The sequence below is a fragment of the Marinobacter nitratireducens genome, from assembly GCF_000708045.1.
GTDB classification, from domain to species: domain Bacteria; phylum Pseudomonadota; class Gammaproteobacteria; order Pseudomonadales; family Oleiphilaceae; genus Marinobacter; species Marinobacter nitratireducens.
Map to the genome: position 1 here is coordinate 48,671 of NZ_ANIE01000002.1, position 21,023 is coordinate 69,693.

At 57.3% G+C, this 21,023-nt stretch carries 19 protein-coding genes; 11 read left to right on the plus strand and 8 right to left on the minus strand.

All coding sequences use genetic code 11. The features are described from left to right. Positions 1 to 52: 52 nt before the first annotated feature. Entirely contained in the window at positions 53 to 832 is a 780-nt protein-coding gene (gene djlA / locus D777_RS01140; RefSeq protein WP_036127926.1) for a co-chaperone DjlA, read from the minus strand. Between the two features lie 47 nt (positions 833 to 879). After that, positions 880 to 3,702: an HD domain-containing phosphohydrolase gene (locus D777_RS01145; protein WP_036127929.1), complete on the minus strand. Its 2,823-nt coding sequence runs from the start codon at positions 3,700 to 3,702 to the stop codon at positions 880 to 882. Positions 3,703 to 3,818: 116 nt separating this feature from the next. On the opposite strand from D777_RS01145, the gene alkB reads away from it, so the two are divergent. Continuing rightward, positions 3,819 to 4,469 (plus strand): DNA oxidative demethylase AlkB, encoded by a 651-nt coding sequence (gene alkB / locus D777_RS01150; protein WP_036127931.1) that lies wholly within the window; start codon positions 3,819 to 3,821, stop codon positions 4,467 to 4,469. On the opposite strand, the gene D777_RS01155 is transcribed toward alkB, so the two are convergent. Then, entirely contained in the window at positions 4,470 to 5,750 is a 1,281-nt protein-coding gene (locus tag D777_RS01155) for an MgtC/SapB family protein (protein WP_036127934.1), read from the minus strand. It lies immediately after the preceding gene. Between the two features lie 180 nt (positions 5,751 to 5,930). Between D777_RS01155 and D777_RS01160 the strand changes: the two genes are divergently transcribed. From D777_RS01160 to D777_RS17910, 7 genes are all read left to right on the plus strand, one after another. Further along, positions 5,931 to 7,418 (plus strand): SulP family inorganic anion transporter, encoded by a 1,488-nt coding sequence (locus D777_RS01160; protein WP_036127937.1) that lies wholly within the window; start codon positions 5,931 to 5,933, stop codon positions 7,416 to 7,418. Positions 7,419 to 7,506: 88 nt separating this feature from the next. Further along, positions 7,507 to 8,358 (plus strand): universal stress protein, encoded by an 852-nt coding sequence (locus tag D777_RS01165; RefSeq protein WP_227501629.1) that lies wholly within the window; start codon positions 7,507 to 7,509, stop codon positions 8,356 to 8,358. A 347-nt stretch (positions 8,359 to 8,705) separates the two neighbouring features. After that, entirely contained in the window at positions 8,706 to 9,113 is a 408-nt protein-coding gene (locus tag D777_RS01170) for a hypothetical protein (protein ID WP_036127941.1), read from the plus strand. Between the two features lie 96 nt (positions 9,114 to 9,209). Further along, a complete protein-coding gene (locus tag D777_RS01175; RefSeq protein ID WP_036127944.1) occupies positions 9,210 to 9,617 on the plus strand; it encodes a VOC family protein in 408 nt (135 codons plus the stop codon). Positions 9,618 to 9,745: 128 nt separating this feature from the next. After that, positions 9,746 to 10,189, plus strand: coding sequence for an SRPBCC domain-containing protein (locus tag D777_RS17775; RefSeq protein WP_081849434.1), 444 nt, complete (start codon positions 9,746 to 9,748; stop codon positions 10,187 to 10,189). A gap of 206 nt (positions 10,190 to 10,395) precedes the next feature. After that, positions 10,396 to 10,788 (plus strand): VOC family protein, encoded by a 393-nt coding sequence (locus tag D777_RS01185; RefSeq protein ID WP_036127948.1) that lies wholly within the window; start codon positions 10,396 to 10,398, stop codon positions 10,786 to 10,788. Between the two features lie 212 nt (positions 10,789 to 11,000). Next, positions 11,001 to 11,267: a hypothetical protein gene (locus tag D777_RS17910; protein ID WP_150112586.1), complete on the plus strand. Its 267-nt coding sequence runs from the start codon at positions 11,001 to 11,003 to the stop codon at positions 11,265 to 11,267. 372 nt (positions 11,268 to 11,639) lie between these two features. Here the strand turns inward: D777_RS17910 and D777_RS01195 are convergent, their stop codons facing one another. The 3 genes from D777_RS01195 to D777_RS01205 are packed head-to-tail and all read right to left on the minus strand — an operon-like array spanning position 11,640 to position 13,964. Continuing rightward, complete coding sequence (locus D777_RS01195) at positions 11,640 to 12,833, minus strand: BaiN/RdsA family NAD(P)/FAD-dependent oxidoreductase (protein ID WP_036127952.1); 1,194 nt, start codon at positions 12,831 to 12,833, stop codon at positions 11,640 to 11,642. 43 nt (positions 12,834 to 12,876) lie between these two features. Continuing rightward, a complete protein-coding gene (locus D777_RS01200; protein ID WP_036127954.1) occupies positions 12,877 to 13,683 on the minus strand; it encodes a PhzF family phenazine biosynthesis protein in 807 nt (268 codons plus the stop codon). Next, positions 13,680 to 13,964 carry a hypothetical protein gene (locus D777_RS01205; protein ID WP_051668908.1) on the minus strand — a complete coding sequence of 95 codons (285 nt, stop codon included), beginning with the start codon at positions 13,962 to 13,964 and terminating at the stop codon, positions 13,680 to 13,682. Before D777_RS01205 ends, D777_RS01200 begins: the two co-directional genes overlap by 4 nt. Positions 13,965 to 14,185: 221 nt before the next feature. Between D777_RS01205 and D777_RS01210 the strand changes: the two genes are divergently transcribed. After that, positions 14,186 to 15,601, plus strand: a complete 1,416-nt coding sequence (locus D777_RS01210) for an aminotransferase-like domain-containing protein (RefSeq protein ID WP_036127957.1) — start codon at positions 14,186 to 14,188, stop codon at positions 15,599 to 15,601. Here D777_RS01210 and D777_RS01215 read toward each other — a convergent pair whose 3' ends face one another. Next, a complete protein-coding gene (locus tag D777_RS01215; RefSeq protein ID WP_036127961.1) occupies positions 15,602 to 16,261 on the minus strand; it encodes a response regulator transcription factor in 660 nt (219 codons plus the stop codon). Beyond that, the gene (locus tag D777_RS01220; RefSeq protein ID WP_036127964.1) at positions 16,254 to 17,759 is read right to left on the minus strand and encodes a PAS domain-containing sensor histidine kinase; all 1,506 of its coding nucleotides are present in this window, start codon (positions 17,757 to 17,759) and stop codon (positions 16,254 to 16,256) included. Before D777_RS01220 ends, D777_RS01215 begins: the two co-directional genes overlap by 8 nt. A gap of 154 nt (positions 17,760 to 17,913) precedes the next feature. On the opposite strand from D777_RS01220, the gene D777_RS01225 reads away from it, so the two are divergent. Both D777_RS01225 and D777_RS01230 read left to right on the plus strand, forming a co-directional pair. Beyond that, on the plus strand, positions 17,914 to 19,542 hold the full coding sequence (locus D777_RS01225; RefSeq protein ID WP_036127966.1) for an acyl-CoA synthetase: 1,629 nt from the start codon (positions 17,914 to 17,916) through the stop codon (positions 19,540 to 19,542). A 96-nt stretch (positions 19,543 to 19,638) separates the two neighbouring features. Then, positions 19,639 to 21,015, plus strand: coding sequence for a solute carrier family 23 protein (locus D777_RS01230; protein WP_036127969.1), 1,377 nt, complete (start codon positions 19,639 to 19,641; stop codon positions 21,013 to 21,015). The last annotated feature ends 8 nt before the right edge of the window (positions 21,016 to 21,023 follow it).

Here is a 21,023-nt window from a genome sequence, read left to right on the forward strand (position 1 = left end):
CCCAAAACGTGACAACATGTCATTTCAGGAAAATGGGTGAATTACTGGACGTTTATCCCTGATTTTTCCTTGCCTCTTTGATCACATCATACGCATGACTGATTTCCCGGGTCCGTTCCTCGGCCATCTCGCGCATGCTTTCCGGTAAGCCTTTTCCGGCCAGCTTGTCCGGGTGATTCTCGCTCATCAGTTTACGGTAAACCTTCTTGATCTCTGCATCACTGGCGGTCGGGGATACGCCCAGAGCTTTGTAGGCATCGTCAATCTGCTGCGAGCTGGAACGTTGCCCCGGCCCGGCTTGACCCGCGTGAGCTCCCCGAAGCATCGCCTCAAGCTGACTGACCTGGCTCTCGGGCAGCCCCAGACGACGTGCAATGCGAACCAGCATTTCATGCTCCGCCGGATGAACCACGCCATCGGCTGCCACCGCGGATACCTGTACCTGGAGAAACATCTGCAGGAAGGCGGGCTGCCGGCCGGTCATCTGCATAAAGCGGTCGAGTTCGGCATCCAGGTCGAATTCCGGGGATTTGCCGCGGTTAAACGCTGCTTTGGCTGAGGCTTTCTGCTGCTCGTTCAGTCGAAACCGCACAAACATCGCCTCGGCCACCTGTATCTCGTCACGGCTGACGACGCCGTCGGCTTTACACAACGCCCCCATCACGGCGAAGACCGACTCAACGAAGCCGGACTGAATGTTCTGCAATTTTCCGATCAGCCGGCTTTTCATCCGGTTGAAGAGAAACGCACCTAAAGCGGCACCGACAAGAAATCCCGGAAACTTACCGAAGGCATAACCAATAAGGCCGCCAACCAGCAGAGCAAAAATCATCAAATCGTCCTTATGTACGTTTTCAGTCCACTGAATATACGGGTTTTTCAGTGGTTATTCATGAACTGGCTTTCATCAACCTGATCGATTTGTTCCGGGTGCAAATGTTGCTGTGCGTAGGTCCGGTAGATTCCCGACCGGATGAACAGCTCGAAAACGTCTTTGTCGATGTGACCTTCCTCAACCATCCGAGCCATGATGGTCAGTGATTCCGTCAGGGTTTTACCTTTCTTGTAGGGGCGATCAACGGCCGTCAGCGCCTCGAATACGTCTGCGACGGCCATGATTCTCTCTGGTATACCCAGCTCATCGCCGGAGAGGCGACAGGGGTAGCCCTGGCCATCCATGCGCTCGTGGTGAGTGCCCGCAAGCCGGGGCACATTGGCGAGTCGGGACGGCAGGGGAAGGGCATCCAGCATGCAGATAGTCTGTACGATGTGCTCGTTGATCTTGAAGCGCTCTTCGTCGGTGAGGGTGCCCTTGGCGATAGTCAGGTTGTGAATTTCACCGCGGTTATAGGCGTGCTCTGGCAGCTTCATGTCGAAACCCCAGATATTCGCTGGATCGTCTCTCTGTACCGGTGGGATTCGGTCTCCCCAGCTCCGCTGATGTTCCGGTCGATCATTGAGCAGATTTTCCGTGACCGGCAGTTCCGCTTCTGGCACGCCCTCCAGTGCCATCTTTTCATCCGACGAAAGGCCCAGCCGGTCACTGAAATGCCTCTGCCAGGGGCGTTGTCCAATCTCCCGGATGCGGGCGATGTCTTCTTCGCGCATATATTCTCCGCCTTCATTTGCCCTGGCGAGGAAGGCAAACTCTTCCTGGAGGCGGGCCTGAAGGTCGTCGCGCTCGGTGCGGGCGGATGCCTCGTCGTCACCCTGGAGCCTTCGTTCCAGGTACCGGATCTCGGCGTCACGGTGCAGCACTTCAAACCGGGTTCGTATGTCGTGGATCCGGTTATGGATGGTTTCCAGTTTGACCGCCTTGTCGACCACAAACTCGGGGCTGGTGATCTTGCCGCAGTCATGGAGCCAGGCGGCAAGGTGGAACTCATACTTCTGTTCGTCGTTCATCGTGAAGCTGGCGAAGGCGGGGGCGGTACTGGTGATGGCTTCATCCACCATCATCTGGGCCAGCTTGGGTACCCTTTCGCAATGCCCGCCGGTGTAGGGGGATTTGGCATCGATGGCGTTGGCGACCAGTCTGATAATGCCCTCAAGCAAGGCCTGCTGGCTCTCGATGAGCTCCCGGGTTTCGATGGCGACGGCTGCAGAGCCGGCGATTTCATCCACGAACACAATGAGGTCGTCGCTGAGATGGGTATGATCTCCGTGTTCCATCTCGATGATCAGCACGCCCACGAGCTGTTTCTCCCGGTTGCGCAGGATGGCGAATACCGGGTGTCCCCCGATGTGACCGCGCAGAATCCGGATCAGCTCATTGTCATCAAGGTCCGCAGCAATGCCGGGGATGGTCTCGGGAATATCAAGATCCCGGTTCACAGCGAGCGACAGATCCTTTTGCTGGCCGCGGAAAAGATATATCGCTCCCCGCTCCTGGCCGACGATGTGGGCGATCTGGAGCAGAATGTCCAGTAACAGTTCATTCAGGTTCTGCCCTCTGTTGAGGACGGTAGAAATGCTCTGAAAGCTGCGAATGGTACTGGCCATATCATCGATGGCATCGCCAAGTTTACGGGCTTCCCGTACGTAAGAGTCGGATTTGATCTGGGTATCGAACCGGAAGCGGGACAGTTTGCTGACCTGATCGGTCAAGCGTTCCAGCGGGCGCCCGACCCTTTGCCCGATAAACCATCCGAAAATCAAAAGGAAAATCGCAATAATGCCGGCGATCAGCGTTTGTCGTGCGAGGGTTTCCCAGACTTCAGCCAGGAGCTCATCGGCCGGGATGGTGACAGCAATGTTCAGTTGCTGGGCTGAGAGCGCATTGAGCGGTTCCGACATGCCGTACCAGTCCTCCCCGTCGACGTTATAGCGCGTGACAGAACTGTTGCTGACGCGGGTACCCCGGTGATTCAGTGCACCGCTTATTGCAGGCCCCGGGTCGCTGTTGTCGGTGGTGCTGGCAAGCACCTGATTCTCTGGATTCACGATGGCAATCTGGGTGCCCGGTGTCTGTTTCAGTTCTTCCAACTGATGACTGAGATCGGACACCGTCACGTCGATACCGAAGATGCTGGCCTGCTCGCCGAATCGCGCGGCGCGCCGTGAAAGTGTCAGGCCGGTTTCTCGGGTGGTGAAGAAGACATACGGAGCCGATAACACGGTTCGGGGCGAGTCGGACGCGGCTTTGAACCACGGCCGTGTTCTGGGGTCGTAGGTGTAGTCGGGCACGGTTTTGCGTTCAAGCAACTGGAGCTGCTCATCGTAGAAGCGCCATTCGCGCAGTTGCCGGCCATCTTCCGTGTCGATAGCCTGAAGCAGAAAGCGCGTGCCATCCGGCGCATCGGGGAATTGCATGACACCGGAACTGCGAACCTTGCGAAGCAGGAAAAAGTCGCCGTCGGCATAGCCGGTGTAGACCGCGCTGACGATATCGCTGCTGCTCAGAATGTTGGCAATGACCGGCAGCCGGGACAATCTCTGATCGAGCGTGGTGGACGATGCCAGAGGGTCATGGCTCAGGACCGCCAGAGCGGTTGAGGGTGGTGCCGTGATTGCGAGGATTCGGTCATCCACACTGATGGCAAGGTGGCGAGCGGACACACTGGCTGCCTGCACTTTCGCGCTCTCCATGCCCCGAAAGGTCTGGCCAACCAGAAAGATGGCCAGCACCAGCATGGCCAGCGTGATGGTTGATGCAATCAACAGTGCGAGAGAAACCTGCGCAGGTTTGATTTTTCGGAGCATGGGACGTCCCTGTATGGGGCAATGAATCAAGCGCTAAGCCAGAATGGGGCGTAGACTGTATAAAGCGTAGTCGCTCCCGGGATTATTTTCTTTTTTCTCTGTAAAAGTAGCACGTTATGACCCTTGATCTGTTTGCAGACCAGCCACTGGAAAAAAGGATTGAGCCGATCTGTGAGGGTGCAGTGATTCTCCGGGGCGCGGCCGCTGAGGAGGCGCCGGAACTGATTGAGACGATCCGGGAAAACTTCGCCGTATCACCACCGAGACAAATGAAAACACCGGGTGGCCATACCATGTCCGTGGCGATGAGCTGCTGCGGTGAGTATGGCTGGGTAACAGATGAGAAGGGGTATCGGTACCAGGCCGAAGATCCGGTCACGGGGCGCCCCTGGCCGTCGATGCCGGCCCGGTTTTCGAAGCTGGCAACCGAGATAGCCAGTCAGGCGGGCTTTCCTGACTTCGTCCCGGATGCCTGTCTGATCAACCGTTACGAACCGGGGTCAAAGATGGGGTTGCATCAGGACAAGGACGAAGTGGACTTTTCCCAGCCCATCGTGTCGGTGTCCCTCGGGCTGCCCCAGGTTTTTCAGTTCGGCGGAACGACGCGGAGCGAGCGACCTGTGAAGATCCCCCTGCAACATGGAGATGTCGTGGTATGGGGAGGCGCCTCGCGGCTGAGATACCACGGTGTGCTGACACTGAAAGCCGGGAACCACCCAATGACCGGCGCCTGTCGCTATAACCTCACGTTCCGCCGGGCACGCTGATCACTGAAACCAGGCAACGCTCAGCCCTGCAATCAGGGACAGGGCCATCGGAATGGCCACCATCATCCCCGTGTGCCGATTGCCAATGACCCCGGCCATTCCGGCTTTGATGAGATTGTTGGTTGCCGCCGCAATCACGATCCCGATGACGGCGGTGTTCATCGACAGCGTGTCGACGGACATGCGGGTCAGCGACAGGGTGATCGCGTCGACATCTGCAACACCGGAGCTGGCGGCCAGCACATAAATACCGGCATCCCCGAGCCAGTTCTTGAGAAACTCCCCGAGCAGAAGAATGGCGGTCAGCAACAGTCCGAATACCAGGGCCGACGTGAGATCGAGCGGATTCTGGTTGAGTGTCGGCTGGGACACATCCAACGTGCCGGAGTGGCGGCGCCAGATAAACAGGGCAGGGCCGTAGAGAAGCACGGTCATGATCAGTACCGGCCAGATAAGGCTGGGCAGGAGCTCCCGATTGATCACGTAACAGTACGCCAGTATCCGGGGAAACATGGTGCCGCAGGCGATCAGAATGCCTGCCGCGAGCTGCCCGCTGAGCTGAGGGTTTTGCGCGGATTGCCTGGAGAAGTGCAGCGTTAGCGCCGTGGAAGAGCTCAGACCGGCAAAGAGACTGGTAAACAGGATGCCTTTGCGGGTGCCGCCTACCTGAATGGCGAAATAGCCCACGAACGAGATGGAGGCGATCATCACCACCATCCACCAGATTTCACGGGGGTTGAGCACGCCACCCGGGCCCAGCCGCTCGTTGGGCAACAGCGGCAGCATGACCACGGAAATCACTAGCAGCTTCAGTGCGGCGTCCAGCTCGTGCTCCTTGAGCCGGTGAACCCAGCCGTGGATCTCTTCCTTGTTGTCCAGAATGATGGCGGTGGTTACCGCTGACGCCGTTGCCATGACCGGGTCGACCGCCACGGCGATGGCTCCGAAGCAGAATGTAAGCACCATCCCCACCATGCCGGTGATACTGAAGTTGCGGATATGCGCGAGGCGCTCGCTATAGGCCACGATGCCCATGGCGACCACGCTTACCAGTAACACCGGGAATGCCCACTGGGTGATTTCGCGGGCCAGCACTGCTGATATGCCACCCAGAAGTCCCACCAGAGCAAAGGTCCGGATGCCCGCGATGCGCTCTCCGGATTTCTGGTCCCGGGCTTCCCAACCCCGTTCCAGGCCGATAATGGCCCCCAGAAGCAGGGCGATAGCCAGCCGGATGGTGGTTTGATGATTGCTCAAAAACTGCGCGGCGACGTCGTCCATGAATGCTCTGATATCAGTGGGTTGTATGAGTGAAGTCTAGCGTGTCATCAGGTTATCAAGAAAGCGTGTTAGAAAGCCTGACTTACTTAACGGACGGTAATTTGGTAAGCTTCGCGGCCCTTTTGTACCCCCTGAATTCGAAAAAGCTCGCCGGAATTTTTCAATCTGACGGATCTTATTATGGTTAATTCACTGAAGAACCAATGGTTCTCCAATGTTCGTGGAGATTTGCTCTCCGGAATCGTGGTGGCACTGGCCCTGATTCCCGAGGCGATTGCGTTCTCTATCATCGCCGGGGTTGACCCCAAAGTGGGGCTGTATGCCTCGTTCTGTATCGCCGTGATCATCGCGTTTGTCGGTGGCCGCCCGGGCATGATCTCCGCGGCCACCGCCGCCATGGCGGTTCTCATGGTGACCCTGGTGAAGGAACATGGCCTCCAGTACCTGTTGGCCGCCACCATCCTCACCGGTGTGATCCAGATTGTTGCCGGTTATCTGAAGTTGGGCAGCCTGATGCGCTTTGTCTCGCGTTCGGTGGTGACCGGGTTTGTAAACGCACTGGCAATCCTGATCTTCATGGCACAGTTGCCCGAACTGACCAACGTTACCTGGCATGTTTACGCCATGACAGCGGCCGGGTTGGGCATCATCTATCTGTTCCCCTTGTTGCCCTGGGTGGGCAAGGTGCTGCCTTCACCTCTCGTCTGTATCATCGTGCTGACCGCCGTTTCCGTGGCGCTTGGCCTGGACATCCGCACCGTCGGAGATATGGGCGAACTGCCGGACACCCTGCCGATTTTCCTGTGGCCCGATGTGCCCCTGAACATGGAAACCCTGATGATCATCCTGCCGTACTCACTGCCTCTGGCGGTGGTGGGCCTGCTGGAATCCATGATGACCGCCACCATCGTCGATGACCTCACCGACACCGAAAGTGATCGCAACCGTGAGTGCAAAGGTCAGGGCGTTGCCAACATCGGCTCTGGTCTGATCGGTGGTATGGCCGGCTGTGCCATGATTGGCCAGTCCATCATCAACGTGAAATCCGGAGGCCGGACCCGGCTGTCCACGTTCACTGCCGGTATCTTCCTGCTGGTCATGGTACTGGTGCTGGACAAGATTCTGGTTCAGATCCCCATGGCGGCGCTGGTGGCCGTGATGATCATGGTTTCCATCGGTACCTTCTCGTGGGAATCGATTGTGAACCTGAGGAACCACCCGCTTTCCACCAACATCGTCATGCTGGTGACCGTGATTGTGGTGGTCGCGACTCACAACCTGGCCTTCGGCGTGCTGGCCGGCGTGCTGCTGGCGGCACTGTTCTTCGCCAACAAGATCGGTCATTTCATGATGGTGAAGTCGGAGCTTGATGAAAAGTCCGACACCCGCACTTACACCGTGGTGGGCCAGGTATTCTTCAGCTCCTCTGAAAAGTTCCTGCAGTCCTTCGACTTCAAGGAAGCCGTGGATAACGTTGTGATTGACCTCAGCCGGGCGCATTTCTGGGACATCACTGCCGTGGGCGCTCTGGATAAGGCAGTTATCAAGTTCCGCCGTGAAGGTGCTGAAGTGGAAGTGATCGGCCTGAACGAGGCCAGCGCAACCATCGTTGACCGGTTCGGCGTGCACGACAAGCCGGAAGCCGTAGACCAGCTGATGGGGCACTGAAATGACACAGAGCAGCGAATCTGCTAACAATGCCGGTCATAATCACAACCAGAATGATCACCTGTCTGAAAGGGAGCGCGAGGTGAATATGTTGCGTGTCGTCGCCTGTATTGATGGTTCCCGTGCCGCCCCTGCGGTGTGCGATTACGCCACCTGGGCCAGCCGGCACATGGAAACTCCAATGACGTTGTTGCACGTTCTGGATGAGGAGCGTTACCCGGCTGAGCCGGATCTGGCCGGCAGCATCGGCCTTGGCAGCCGCGAGCACCTGCTGGAAGAGCTGGCGGAGCTGGACCGGAAGCGCGCCAAGCTCGCCCTCGAACACGGCCACCACATGCTGGATGAGGCAGAGCGACGGGTGCAGGAAGCGGGCGCTGGTGAAGTACAGAAGCGCCAGCGCCACGGCGACCTGACCGACTCCTTGCTGGCTCTGGAAAGCCAGACCCGGTTGTTCGTGATGGGGCTGCACGGAGAGAGCAGTTCGGATCGCGATGTTCACATCGGCAGCCAGCTGGAAACCGCCATTCGCAGCCTGCACCGCCCGGTTCTGCTGGTGCCGGATGAGTTCACCACACCGAAAAGCGCCATGCTAGCATTCGACGGCAGCTCCACCGCGTTCAAAGGCGTTGAACTGATCGCAGCCAGCCCGGTGCTGAGAGGCCTGCCGTTGCATCTGGTAATGGTGGGACCGGACACCAGCGACCGCTGGGAGCAGCTCAAGCGCGCCGAAAAAATGCTCTCTGGCCTGGGCGCGGAAATCACCCTGGCCATCCGCGCCGGCGACGTGGAGCCGACCCTGCACGCCTACCAGGAGCAGCACGACATCGACCTGCTGGTGATGGGCGCCTACGGCCATTCCCGCATTCGCCAGTTCCTGGTGGGCAGCACAACCACCACCATGCTGAAAACCGCTGAGAAGCCGTTGGTGATTCTTCGCTAACGATCTATGGGGCCGGGGTAAATCCCGGCCTCGTTAAGAACCCCTCCCGACTGCCACGCGCTGCGCACGCAGCGTTACCTTGTCCATTTCCCGAACACAGTTCTGAGTTCTCAAAGCTCCCCACACCTGTCTGTTCCATGCTGAAATTTTGTACCGCATGATTCGTTGCGTGGATCATGGCGCTCAAATGATTACATGGAAAGTGGTCGAACGGTGGGCTAACCTGTTGTTTTATAAATCTATGATCAGAGCTCAAAGTGATGCAGGGACTGTAATAACGAAGCGGTCAGATTTCTGCAATCATCAAGCGTTCGGTCTAATTGCTGTTAGCAGTTGATGGAGTACCAATGAAGCCTGTGCTAAAGATCCTGCTGCTTGCGGAAGTGGTCATTTGCTTTGGCCCAGCATTCATAATATTGCTTATGGGTCTCGTTGTTATTCCCGTAGCGCTCGAGTCTTTGGTAAACGGGCACATGGCCGGAGTCTATCTGTTGGCAATGCTACTTGGCGGCTGGTTGGGTATGGCTGCACTTATTTCTCTGGTCATCAAGATATTGGAGCCCGACTCACGCACTTTGTCGCCTCGAAAAATATTGTTGTTTATGTCCTTCGGAATATTGGCTGTTTCAGGTTTTCTGGTCATGGCTGGCGAGGGAGGTGGTAGTTGGCAACTAGGCATTGCCTCGTTGCCCCTTGCCGCATCAGTTCACCTAATTTACTTGGGGCGGAACTATGTCTTTGGCAAAAACTACTAACAAAACGCATCAGTACGCGGCCTGCGGCCGCCGGACGCCCCTGACGGGCCGCCGCTGTGCTCCGCGTTATGTGTGCGAACTAGAACGGAGGGACAAATGAAATCCATTAAGACCTCGCTCATGTTTGTCGGGGAAAAGGCCGGGAAAGCCGAGGAGGCAATCAAATTTTATACCTCTCTATTCCCTGATTCAGAGATCATTGACCTTCAGCGCTACGAAGCTGGCGAGCATGAACCAGAAGGTTCTGCGAAGATGGCTAGGTTTACGATAAGCGGCACCGAGTTTATGGCGCTGGACAGTCATCTTGACCACCCATTTACCTTTACACCTTCCATGTCACTGTATGTTGAGTGTGAATCAATGAGCGAGATAGAGAAGGCATTTCGGGCCCTCGCCGAGGGTGGTTCAGAGCTAATGCCTTTGGATAACTATGGCTTTAGCCAGAAATTTGGGTGGTTGAAGGATAAGTATGGCGTGTCGTGGCAGCTTAACCTGTCGAACTAACATGGCAGCCGAATCAACACATAACCAAGTGCATCACTATGCAGCCTCCGGCTGCCGGATGCTCGCAAGCTCGCGCCGGTGTGCGCGGCGTTATACGGCACGATCCCCGCAAACTCGGAGTTCCAAGCATGACTGACGATAGAACGCTACGTACCTCTAGAACTCTACCTTTCTCCCCACAAGAAATTTACGGGGCATTTGCTTCGCCTGAATTGTTGGCGGCCTGGTGGGGGCCTGAGGGCTTTTCAAATACTTTCGACATTCATGATTTTAGGGAAGGGGGGCGCTGGAAGTTCATAATGCACGCCCCAGACGGAACCGAGCATCATAACGAGAGCAAGTTCGAAGTGCTTGAGCCGAATTCGAAAATAGTCATTCACCATGACTGCCCGCCAAATTTCCGACTCACAGTTGAGCTCACCCCCGAAGCTGATGGTACGCACGTAACCTGGAATCAAGTGTTTGAAGATGCTCAAACTGCCCAGGTAGTCAAAGAGAGGGCTGGCCCAGCAAATGAGCAAAATCTTGATCGGCTGACGCGAGTGCTTGAGCAGGCGAGAAATGCCGAATAGCCAGGCAGTCAACCGGACGCCAAAAGCGGGGCGCTTTTGGTCCCCTCCGCTGCGCTACTTGTTGCTCCGGTGCACCAGGGCGCAGAAACGCGGACCCAAATATAAATAGAGCCTGCCATGGGCGTCATACGGTAAAGAAGACCAATCCTGATCACGGCGGTAGCCGTTAGGGTCGAACACCAGTAAAAAGCAAGGAAGCAGACATTTTGAGCATCATTGATTCGATTGACCATCTGGTCCTGACGGTTGCTGACATAGAAGAGAGTTGTACCTTTTACTCCAAGGTATTGGGCATGAAAGTTGTCACCTTTGGTGGTGGCCGAAAAGCACTGGAGTTCGGTTCCCAAAAGATAAACCTGCATCAATGTGGTCAGGAGTTTGAGCCGCACGCGAAGGTTCCCATGCCTGGTTCAAGTGATTTGTGTTTTGTGGCATCAGTTCCTGTTCGGGATGTGCTCCGGCACCTCAAGCACCTAGATGTAGAAGTGTTGGAGGGGCCTGTTTCACGAACCGGCGCCAAGGGCCCGATTACCTCCATCTACTTTCGGGACCCCGATGGGAACCTGTTGGAGATTTCTAACTATGATGAACCTGTATAGCCATTAGCGTAAGCGCCCGGTCACCAACAGCCTAAGAGATAGTGGAATGCCTCGGGTTCCGGCCGGCGGCCTTGAGCGGCGTGCTGTTGATCGCAATCGGCGGAATGCCGTTTTAAAACCGTCCGTGGAAACGGGGTGGAACCCTTAAAAGACTATTTTCGACGTGGTTTCTAAGTAGTGAGACTGCAGACCTGCGGTATGGAGGGAGGGTGATGGTTGATGCTCTTGAGGTACCTATTAGAGGCTTAAGATTGATTTCTGACTCAGTCAGTGCTGGGGAAGTTGTTTACGATATGTCATTAGGCAACTATCGTGAGACCGGTATAGGCGTTATCACAATACATGCCGGGAGCAGTTCAGAGTATTTCACTCAAAAAGCATTTGGTAGTGATATGCTTCAAAGAAGCGTTAATACCGCTGTTCAATATGGATTCTCTGAATCCGAAATTTTGATTGATGATTGTTACGCATGCAAATAAACACTGTATTAAAGAACCGATTTTTCATTTTAACCGTCCTGATGGCCAGCGTTGTTGTTTCTAGGTTGCTGCAGGGAGAAAGAGATGTTGAACGTTTGTTTCTTTTCTTGCTGATTTCTACTCCCTTTGCATATTGGTGGGTGGTTCCTTTCGTTACTGGAGAGGATATGAGGATGCCAACTTGGGGCTTTGCTCTGCAACGCGGAGAGCACGATTTTCTAAGGTTATTGTTTTTTGTTTTTGGGGGGGGGATATATTTGATGTGCACTTGACCTGCACAATCTAGAAATTGTCTAAAAATGATAACGAATTTAAGTTCGTTGTCTCAAAACAATTACAATTGTCTGATTTAGAATTATGGGAGGTCACCCCCTAAACATCCTGCCCGGCAGCCACCCCAGACGCCCACGCCCATTGAAAATTATGCCCACCCAGGTGGCCGGTCACGTCCACCACTTCCCCAATGAAATACAGGTTCGGTCGATCCTGAACGGCCATGGTTTTTGACGACAACTGGCGGGTATCCACGCCCCCCAGCGTTACCTCGGCCGTCCGGTAGCCTTCGGTGCCGGAGGGTTTGATGCGCCAGCTGCCAAGCAGGGTAGCAATCTGTTCGATATCCGAATTCTTGTAGGCCTGCAGCGGGCCGTTCCAGCCCTGGAGTTCGTTGAAGGCCTGGGCGAAGCGCTTGGGCATGTGCTGTGACAGGTATTGGGCGATGGTGGACTGCGGTTTGTTCTTGCGCAGGGCCAGCAGATCTTCCTGAATCTGGCAGGCGGGCAGCAGGTTGATAGAGATCTCGTCGCCCGGGTTCCAGTAGCTGGAGATCTGCAGCATGGACGGTCCACTCAGGCCACGGTGGGTGACCAGCATGGGTTCCCGGAAGTGCTGCTGATGGCAGCTTGCAACCACCTCGGTGCTGATGCCCGAAAGGGGAGAGAGCTGCTCTTTCAGGTCTGGCTGCAGGGTAAAGGGCACCAGCCCGGCACGGGTGGGCAGTATCGAAAGGCTGAATTGGCGGGCGATCTCGTAGCCAAATCCGGTGGCGCCCATGGTGGGGATGGAGAGTCCGCCGGTGGCGATCACCAGTGATTCGCAACTCAGCGTGCCGGCGCTGGTGTTGAGCGTATAGCCGCCATCGTTCTCGTTGACGGCGGACACGGAGGTTTTCATCCGTATCTCCGCACCGGACCATTCGCACTCGGTGAGTAACAGGTTGAGGATGTCTTTGGCACTGTCACGGCAGAACAGTTGCCCGGGCGCTTTTTCCTCGTACTCGATGCCGTGGCGATCCACCAGTTCCAGAAAGTCCTGCGGCGTATAGCGTTTGAGCGCGGAAATGCAGTAGTGCGGGTTGTCTGAGAGAAAGTTGGCCGGTGTGCTGTTGAGGTTGGTGAAGTTGCAGCGGCCACCGCCGGACATCAGGATCTTCTTGCCCGGCTTGTTGGCGTGGTCCAGCACCAGCACTTTGCGGCCCCGGTAGCCGGCTGTGGCGGCGCACATCAACCCGGCGGCTCCGGCGCCGATGATGATTACGTCGTACTGGTTACTGGAGTGTGCCGTCATGCCTGCCCGCCGGTTGATAAATTCGGCGGGCAGTATACCAGTCTCAGCGCAGGTGTACGGCGCCTTCCATGTAAAACGCCGCCTGCCCGGCGATGGCCACACGGTCGCCTTTCAGTTCGCAGCGGAGAACCCCGCCGCGAGCGGACACCTGGCGTGCGTCCAGCTTGCTTTTACCCAGCTTCTCGGCCCAGTAGGGCACCAGCACGCTGTGAATCGAGCCAGTCACCGGGTCTTCATCAATGCCGGCTCCCGGCGCGAAGTAGCGGCTGACGAAGTCGGCCTGGTCACCCGGGGCGGTGATGATCAGGCCCTGATTGCCCAGCTGTTTGAGCTTTCGCAGGTCCGGCTGTGCCGAGCGGACTGCTGCTTCGTTCTCCAGAACCACCATGTAGTTGGTATCGTTGGGAACAAAAAAGGCGGTATCCGGCGCGCCTTCCAGTGCTTCATGGATGATCGCGGGTGTTGCCTCTTGTTCAAACCGGAGGTTGGGGAAATCCAGCAGCAGCCAGTCGTCTTCGGTCCTGGTGACTCCGAGCGGCCCGCTCTTGGACTGCAGGCGAATCTCGTTTTTGTCCCAGCCCAGTTTGTTGAAGATGATCCAGGCGCTGGCCAGGGTGGCATGGCCACACAGCGGCACTTCCGTTCCCGGTGTGAACCAGCGGATATGAAAGTCGCTGTCTCTGTCTTCCGGGGTGGGGACAAAAAAGGCGGTTTCGGAAAGATTGTTTTCCGCCGCCAGGGATTGCAGCGTCTCGTCGGGTAGCCAGCTGTCCAGCGGCATCACAGCGGCAGGATTACCGCCAAAGATCTGGTCAGTAAAGGCATCGACCTGATAGATCGGATAGCTCATGCGCAGTTCTCCTGAAGTGAACGTTTAGCGTAGTGGCGCGCCCGGTGCCTGGCAAACTGCTCCAGTTCCAGTGCGCTGTAGAAATGCAGCTCTGGCAGGGCGGCTGTGTGGGTCAGAATCCAGTGTCCCTCGGATCTTTCCATGATCGCGAACCCCAGATCCTTGAGCCAGCGCAGGCTGACATCCACATTCCTGGACGCTCCAAGCGCAGAGCTTCCGAGTGCAAGCAGATCTTTCCGGGTTGCGGCCGGGGGCTGTAGACGTGTGTCGGCGATGCCCATGATGAAACTCCCTCTTCCGTTTCTGATGGGACTATTGTCGGATTCATTGAGGTTGCGTTACAGATTCAGGTAGGCGTATTTTGGACCGGTACAGATGCACTCGTGGATAATCTGTGCTGCTTTCTTTTGGGGGCAACTGTACCGTTCACTGCCGAGATAGATCTGGTGGAATGGCCGTACAGGATTGAATTAAGTGTTGAATGAACCGGTGAGGATTGGACATGGGTGTGCTCTACAACCAGGTGGCGGACAAGCTTCAGGCCCTGATCCAGGAAGGGGTCTATCGTGATGGCGACCGGTTGCCGGGCGTGAGGGTGCTGAGCCGGCAATTCGGGGTCAGCATTTCAACGGTATTGCAGGCCCACCAAACCCTGGAAGGGCGGGGCTATTTGCAGGCGCGGGAGCGCAGCGGGTATTTCGTCAAACTGCCCGCGCTGGATGCCCCGGAACCTGTGATGCGGCGCCATCGCAGCCGGCCGGTGCCGGTCAGCGCCCGGGAAATGACCCTTGAATTGTGTGCCGACGAACAGAAGCGGATGGTGCCGCTGGCGACGGCGATTCCGCACCCTGACTACCTGCCGCTTCGACAGATTCAGCAGTGCACGCTCTGGGCGGCGCGCCGTGGGCTGGAGACCCTGGACTACGCCTTTCCGGGAAAGGAATGTTTTCGCCGCCAGATTGCTCAGCGCATGGCCACGCTCGGGGTTCCGATCACGCCAGACGACGTGCTGGCGACCAACGGTGCCCAGGAGGCCATCATCCTGGCGCTGAGGGCAGTTACCCAGCCCGGAGACATTGTGGCGGTGGAGTCTCCATCGTTCCCGGGTATCCTCCAGGCGCTGGAAGTTGTCGGCCTTAAAGTGATCGAGATTCCAACGCACCCGGCCGAGGGGCTGAGCCTGGAAGGCTTGGAGCTTGCGCTGGAACAGTGGCCGCTCAAGGCCTGCGTGGTGGTCACCAATCACAGCAATCCCATGGGCGCGAGAATGTCCGATGAGCGCAAGAAGCAGCTGGTGTCGATGCTGGCCGCCGCGAATGTCCCGCTGATCGAGGATGATATCTATGGTGATCTTCACCATATCGGGGATCGCCCGCGCCCGGCCAAGGCATTCGATCGCACAGACAACGTGATCTACTGCAGTTCCTTTTCCAAAACCATTTCGCCGGGGCTGCGGCTCGGCTGGATGGTGCCCGGCCGCCACATGGCGAGCGCCCGGCAGCACAAGTATTTCGTGAATCTGGCAACTTCCTCTATCCCGCAAATGGCCGTGGCACATTTTCTGGAGCAGGGGGGATACGATCGCTACCTGCGAACAGCGCGTCAGCACTATCGTGAGGGTGCCGAGCGGATGCGGGCGGCTGTTTCCCGCGCCTTTCCGGAAGGAACGGCGGTGAGCCGGCCACAGGGTGGATTTGTGCTCTGGGTGCAGTTACCGGAAGCGGTCTCGGGAACCGAGATCTACCAACAGGCCCGGGCCGAGGACATCAATGTGGCGCCGGGGCTGATGTTTTCGACCACCAACAAGTTCGAGAATTGCCTGCGGATCAACACCGCCAATCCGTGGAGTGAACGCATCGAGCATGCGGTCATGCGCCTGGGGAGTCTTGTCAAAGCTTCGATGACCCAGGTCGAGTGATCAGTGCTCGTCCCGGCGCAGGTCCAGAGGATCGATCAGGCCTGCGGCGATGGCGAGCCCTGTCACATCCGGCAGGCGATCGGCGCCCAGCCGTTTCATGACCCGGGCCCGGTACAGATCAATGGTTTTAACGCTCACGTCCAGTTTTTCGGCGATTTCCCGGCTGGTGTAGCCCTGGGCCAGGGGCAAAAAGACGTCCCGTTCCCGGCGGGTGAGGGTGGCCATCAGTGCTTCGGTCTGTTCGTCGGACTGGAAGTTGCCACGGTTCGGTTGTTGATGTTCCTGAAGCGCCTGCTGCACGCTGTCCAGCAGCAGCTGTTCGTTGAAGGGCTTCTCGATAAAGTCGAAGGCCCCGGATTTGAAGGCCCGTACCACGATGGGCACATCCGCATGGCCGGAAACAAAGATGATGGGCAGGTCGAGCCCTCGCTTTTGCAGCTCTTCCTGAACGTTGAGGCCGCCCAGGCCCGGCATTCGGACGTCGAGCACCACGCAGCCAGCCCTTTCCGAGCTGATGGCTTCGAGAAATTTCCGGCCATCGCTGTAGGCCTGGACATCAAGGCCAACGGATTCCAGCAACCATTGAGTGGATTCCAGCATGCCGGCGTCATCGTCCACGACGTACACGGTGGTTGCTTCATTGGCCGGGCGTTCAGTCATCGGTTCTTGTCTCCGTTCGGTTCGAGGTCTTGTTCTTGTTTCCCGGCGCGGCGGGGAAACGGCAGATCAGTGCCAGCCCGCCCGTGTCCGCCGGTCGTGCATCGAGAAATCCGCCAAACCCTTCAATGATGGACCGGCTCATCGACAGCCCCAGCCCCAGCCCCTGGGGTTTACTGGTGTAGAAAGGCTGAAACATCTGGCGAATGCCCTGCTCATCCAGACCGGGCCCCTGATCGGTGACTTCAATCAGGGTCTCGTTTTCACAGTTGATGCAGGTGCGTATCCGGATTTTCGTGGGTTCCGGCGATGACACATCCTGCTGCCTTTCCATGTTGGCTTCAATGGCGTTGCGTATCAGGTTGATGAGAACCTGCTCCAGCAGAACGGCGTCTGCGGTGATGACCGGGGCGGAGTCTGCCAGCTCCGGGATAATCTGAACACGGTTTTTCTCGGCTTCCCAATGGCAAAGGCGAGCGACGTTGGTGATGGCGTCGTTGAGGCTGAGCGGTGCCGTGCGTTTCTGTCCCTTGCGCAGAAAGGCCCGCAGCCGTTTGATCACCTCTGATGCCCGATTGGCATGGTGCACGATTTTCTGAAGCCCGTCATCGACACGGTCCAGGCATTCCGGGTTTTGCCGGGCATTCTTCAGGTAGCGCTGGCTGGCGCTGGCAAAGTTGACGATGGTGGCCAGCGGCTGATTCATCTCATGGGCAATACTGGAGGCCAGTTCACCCAGTGTTGCCAGGCGGGCGGCGTGGGCCAGCTCATCGGCCAGTCGCCGGTTGCTCTCCTCCGATTCCACCCGGGCGGTAATGTCACGGGATACGCTGACCACTTCCACCACCGCACCGGTGTAGGTTTCCCGGATGGCTCGGCTGGCAATTTCAAACCAGCGTTTGCTGCCATCCCGATGCACGATGTCCACGGTCATGGTGGCGTAGCCGTCATCCCTGAGATGTTTGCGCGCTTCGAGTAGCTGCTCGGTCACGGTCAGCCCGCGAAACACCTCTTCCAGTGACCGCCCCCGCAACTCTTCCGGCCAGTAACCCAACAGGCGCCAGGAGGCAGGCGTTGCATCAATAAAGCGGCCATCGGGCGCATGGCGAGAGATCAGATCCGTTGTGTTCTCGGTGATCAGGCGATAAAGGCGGTTGGACCGGGTGGCTTCCTCATGCATACGGACGTCGTCGGTGGCGTCTCTGCCCCGGACCAGCACCTGCCCGTATTCGACTGCTGGTATGAATGTCCACAGGAATATTCGGGCTTCAATGCGGGATTCGACGTTCTCGATGGCGCGCCCCTGGCGCAACGCGGAATGGACGAGCGCTTCGGTATTTCCGGGAAGCAGCTCCGAAAGCGCGCTGTAATGGGTTTCGGCCAGGAGATCCTCTGCCGACAGGTTGCTGGATAACACCTGGGCGTCTTGGTTCAGGGTCAGCCCGGGTTGCGGATCGGCGTCAGGCAGACTAAAAGCGTTAGGAGCTGGGGTATGAGTCATGGTTCGTTTTATAGTAAATGCACCATAATACGTTGGTATAGTTTCTAGTTTTTATCCTATAAAATACTATTTCTTCCCAGCTAAAAGTATAGCTGCTCTAGCTATACTCCTGAATACGCCATAAGAACAACAGTGCTCACAGAGGACCAAACAGATGACCTCGATTTTTGATCAGGGCCTTGAGCCCCTCGATGCCAACTATGCGGTACAGTCCCCAATCGACTTTATTGAGAGAACCGCCAGCGTGTACCCGGACTTTCCGGCGGTGGTGCATGGCGCTATCCGTTACACCTGGCAGCAGACCTATGAGCGTTGTCTGCGTCTGGCGTCAGCCCTGAAAGGTCGGGGCATTGGTCGCGGCGATACCGTGGCTGTCATGTTGCCAAACATCCCGGCCATGGTGGAGTGCCATTTTGGCGTGCCGATGATTGGCGCAGTTCTGAACACACTGAATGTCCGTCTGGATGCCGACGCCATTGCCTTCATGCTTGAGCATGGCGAAGCCAAGGTGGTGATTGCCGACCGGGAATTCGGTCAGGTGATCAAGGATGCCGTTCGTCACCTGGAGCACAAGCCCCTGGTGATCGATGTCGACGATCCGGAATACGGCGAAGGCGTGCAGGTCAGCGATCTGGACTACGAGGCGTTGCTGCAGGAAGGCGATCCGGAATTCCAGTGGAGCTTCCCGGAAAACGAGTGGGATGCCATTTCCCTGAACTACACCTCCGGCACTACCGGCAATCCCAAGGGGGTTGTCTACCATCACCGGGGCGCTTACATCAATTCCCTGGGTAACCAGGCGGTCTGGTCCATGGGCATGCATCCGGTCTATCTCTGGACGTTGCCGATGTTCCACTGCAACGGCTGGTGTTTCCCCTGGACCGTGACGGCTATGGCGGGTACCCATGTCTGCCTGCGTCGCGTTGATCCCGAGAAGATCCTGCACCTGATCCGTGAGCACCAGGTTACTCACATGTGCGGTGCCCCGATCGTCCTGAACGCGCTTCTGAACGTGCCGGCATCGGCAAAAGCGGGGATTGATCACGACGTGAAATCCATGACGGCAGGCGCTGCGCCCCCGGCTCAGGTCATCGAGGCCATTGAGGATATGGGCATCAAGGTGACTCATGTATACGGCCTGACCGAAGTCTACGGCCCGGTGACCGTCTGTGCCTGGAAATCCGAGTGGGATGAGCTGCCACTGGATGAGCGTGCCAGGAAGAAAGCACGGCAGGGCGTGCGCTACCACACCCTGGCCGGCACCATGGTGGGTGACCCCAATACCATGGAACCCGTGCCGAAGGATGGCAAGACCATCGGTGAGATCTTCCTGCGCGGTAATACCGTGATGAAAGGTTATCTGAAGAACCCGACGGCCACCGAAGAAGCCTTCCGCGGCGGTTGGTTCCACACCGGTGACCTGGCGGTCTGGCACGAAGACGGTTACATGGAAATCAAGGATCGTCTGAAGGACATCATCATCTCCGGCGGCGAGAACATTTCCACCATCGAGGTGGAGGATACCCTCTACCGTCACCCGGCCGTTCTGGAAGCCGCGGTGGTGGCGCGGCCGGACGAAAAGTGGGGTGAAACACCCTGCGCCTTCGTGACCCTGAAGCCGGAAGCCGGAGAAGTCTCCGAGGAAGACATCATCAACTTCTGTCGTGAGCATCTGGCCCGTTTCAAGGTACCGAAAACAGTCGTCTTCACGGATCTGCCCAAAACCTCCACGGGCAAGATCCAGAAGTTTGTACTGAGGGATCAGGCGAAAGACCTGAGCTGATCCTTAACGGCTGCGCCTGACCGGGCGCAGCCGCCCCGAACCACAAAAACAACACTGACTGGCACACGCATTCCGCGTGAGCCCGGAGACCCTTTTATGCAAATGTTCCACCGAAACAACGGCGAAGAGCAGCCGTATTGGCCAGCCGGCCCGTTCAAGATCCGTCTTCCCTTTGTGCACTATCGCTGGGAATTCGCGGAGATGGTTCAGGCATTGATCATGTTTGTGGTCAGTCTGGCGATGATTCCATTGCTGGAAAAGTACCTTGGCGTGCCCTACGACGTGGCACTGGCCTACGTGGTGATCTGCGGTATTGGTTTTATGCTGCCGGCCCTGCTGGGCGTTCCCCTGGTGCCGGGCTGGATTACGCCGGGTATTCCGGTGGTTCTGCTGTTCCTCGGCGATTACGAACCAGGCCCGGAGGCCATTCAGGCATTGTTTGCACTGCAGTTCCTGGTGTTCCTGATTTTCCTGATCCTTGGCGTGACCCGTCTGGGCAGTAAGCTGGTGGAGCTAATCCCCCGGTCCATGAAAGGCGGGATTATCATTGGTGCCGGTATTGCCGCGCTCATGGGTGAGATCGAGGCGGGCGGTCGTCTGGCCAATACGCCGATTTCACTGATCATCGGTGGTCTGGTCTGTCTGTACCTGATGTTCTCTGTATCGTTTAAAGGCTTTGTTGAGAGCAACTCCATTGCCCGCAAGATCGCGAACTACGGCATGGTGCCGGGTATGGTCGTGGCGATTCTGGTGGGTTTTGCCACTGGCGAATACGATGTGCCCAACGTGGAGTGGGGGATCACCCAGCCCGCCTTCGGTGAGCTCTGGAACTACCTGCCGTTCTCCGTCGGCTTCCCGGACGCCAGCGTGTTCATGTACGCGATTCCTACCGCTGTGATTGCTTATGTCATTGCCTTCGGAGACATCGTGGTGGGTCAGTCACTGATGAACCGTGTTGACCACCTGCGCAAAGACGAAGACATCGATAACAGCATCGACCGGGTTCACCTGGTGACGTCCATTCGTAATGGTATGCACGCGTTTTTCGCGCCGTACCCGGGCCTGGCTGGCCCGATCTGGACAGCGGTTACCGCGACCATGGCGGAGCGCTACAAGTACGGCCGTAACGCGATGGATTCCATCTACAGTGGTGGCGGCACCTTCTGGATCACCGGTTTCATAGCGCTGTTTGTGCTGCCGCTGGTCAGTTTTTTCCAGCCCGTGCTGCCGATTGCTCTCTCCCTGACTTTGCTTCTGACCGGTTACATCTGCCTGATGGTGGGCCTGGAGCAGTTGGAAAACAACACGGAACGGGGCATTGCCGGCACCATGGGTGTGGTGCTGGCGGTCTATGGCGCGGGCTGGGGGCTCGCCACCGGCGCTGTCCTCTACTTCCTGATTGAGAGAACCCGTTTGCTCGGCTTCACGGCGGATCCTGAAGCCCCGGGTGCCGAGGTTGCGAACGAGCACTAAAGCGATGG

Coding starts and splice junctions, on each gene's coding strand:
- D777_RS01170 (WP_036127941.1), top strand. CDS start 8,706: ATGAAGCCTGTGCTAAAGATCCTGCTGCTTGCGGAAGTGGTCATTTGC.
- D777_RS01165 (WP_227501629.1), top strand. CDS start 7,507: ATGTTGCGTGTCGTCGCCTGTATTGATGGTTCCCGTGCCGCCCCTGCG.
- D777_RS01145 (WP_036127929.1), bottom strand. CDS start 3,702: ATGCTCCGAAAAATCAAACCTGCGCAGGTTTCTCTCGCACTGTTGATT.
- D777_RS17775 (WP_081849434.1), top strand. CDS start 9,746: ATGACTGACGATAGAACGCTACGTACCTCTAGAACTCTACCTTTCTCC.
- D777_RS01210 (WP_036127957.1), top strand. CDS start 14,186: ATGGGTGTGCTCTACAACCAGGTGGCGGACAAGCTTCAGGCCCTGATC.
- D777_RS01175 (WP_036127944.1), top strand. CDS start 9,210: ATGAAATCCATTAAGACCTCGCTCATGTTTGTCGGGGAAAAGGCCGGG.
- D777_RS17910 (WP_150112586.1), top strand. CDS start 11,001: ATGGTTGATGCTCTTGAGGTACCTATTAGAGGCTTAAGATTGATTTCT.
- D777_RS01205 (WP_051668908.1), bottom strand. CDS start 13,964: ATGGGCATCGCCGACACACGTCTACAGCCCCCGGCCGCAACCCGGAAA.
- D777_RS01200 (WP_036127954.1), bottom strand. CDS start 13,683: ATGAGCTATCCGATCTATCAGGTCGATGCCTTTACTGACCAGATCTTT.
- djlA (WP_036127926.1), bottom strand. CDS start 832: ATGATTTTTGCTCTGCTGGTTGGCGGCCTTATTGGTTATGCCTTCGGT.
- D777_RS01195 (WP_036127952.1), bottom strand. CDS start 12,833: ATGACGGCACACTCCAGTAACCAGTACGACGTAATCATCATCGGCGCC.
- D777_RS01155 (WP_036127934.1), bottom strand. CDS start 5,750: ATGGACGACGTCGCCGCGCAGTTTTTGAGCAATCATCAAACCACCATC.
- alkB (WP_036127931.1), top strand. CDS start 3,819: ATGACCCTTGATCTGTTTGCAGACCAGCCACTGGAAAAAAGGATTGAG.
- D777_RS01220 (WP_036127964.1), bottom strand. CDS start 17,759: ATGACTCATACCCCAGCTCCTAACGCTTTTAGTCTGCCTGACGCCGAT.
- D777_RS01230 (WP_036127969.1), top strand. CDS start 19,639: ATGCAAATGTTCCACCGAAACAACGGCGAAGAGCAGCCGTATTGGCCA.
- D777_RS01160 (WP_036127937.1), top strand. CDS start 5,931: ATGGTTAATTCACTGAAGAACCAATGGTTCTCCAATGTTCGTGGAGAT.
- D777_RS01215 (WP_036127961.1), bottom strand. CDS start 16,261: ATGACTGAACGCCCGGCCAATGAAGCAACCACCGTGTACGTCGTGGAC.
- D777_RS01225 (WP_036127966.1), top strand. CDS start 17,914: ATGACCTCGATTTTTGATCAGGGCCTTGAGCCCCTCGATGCCAACTAT.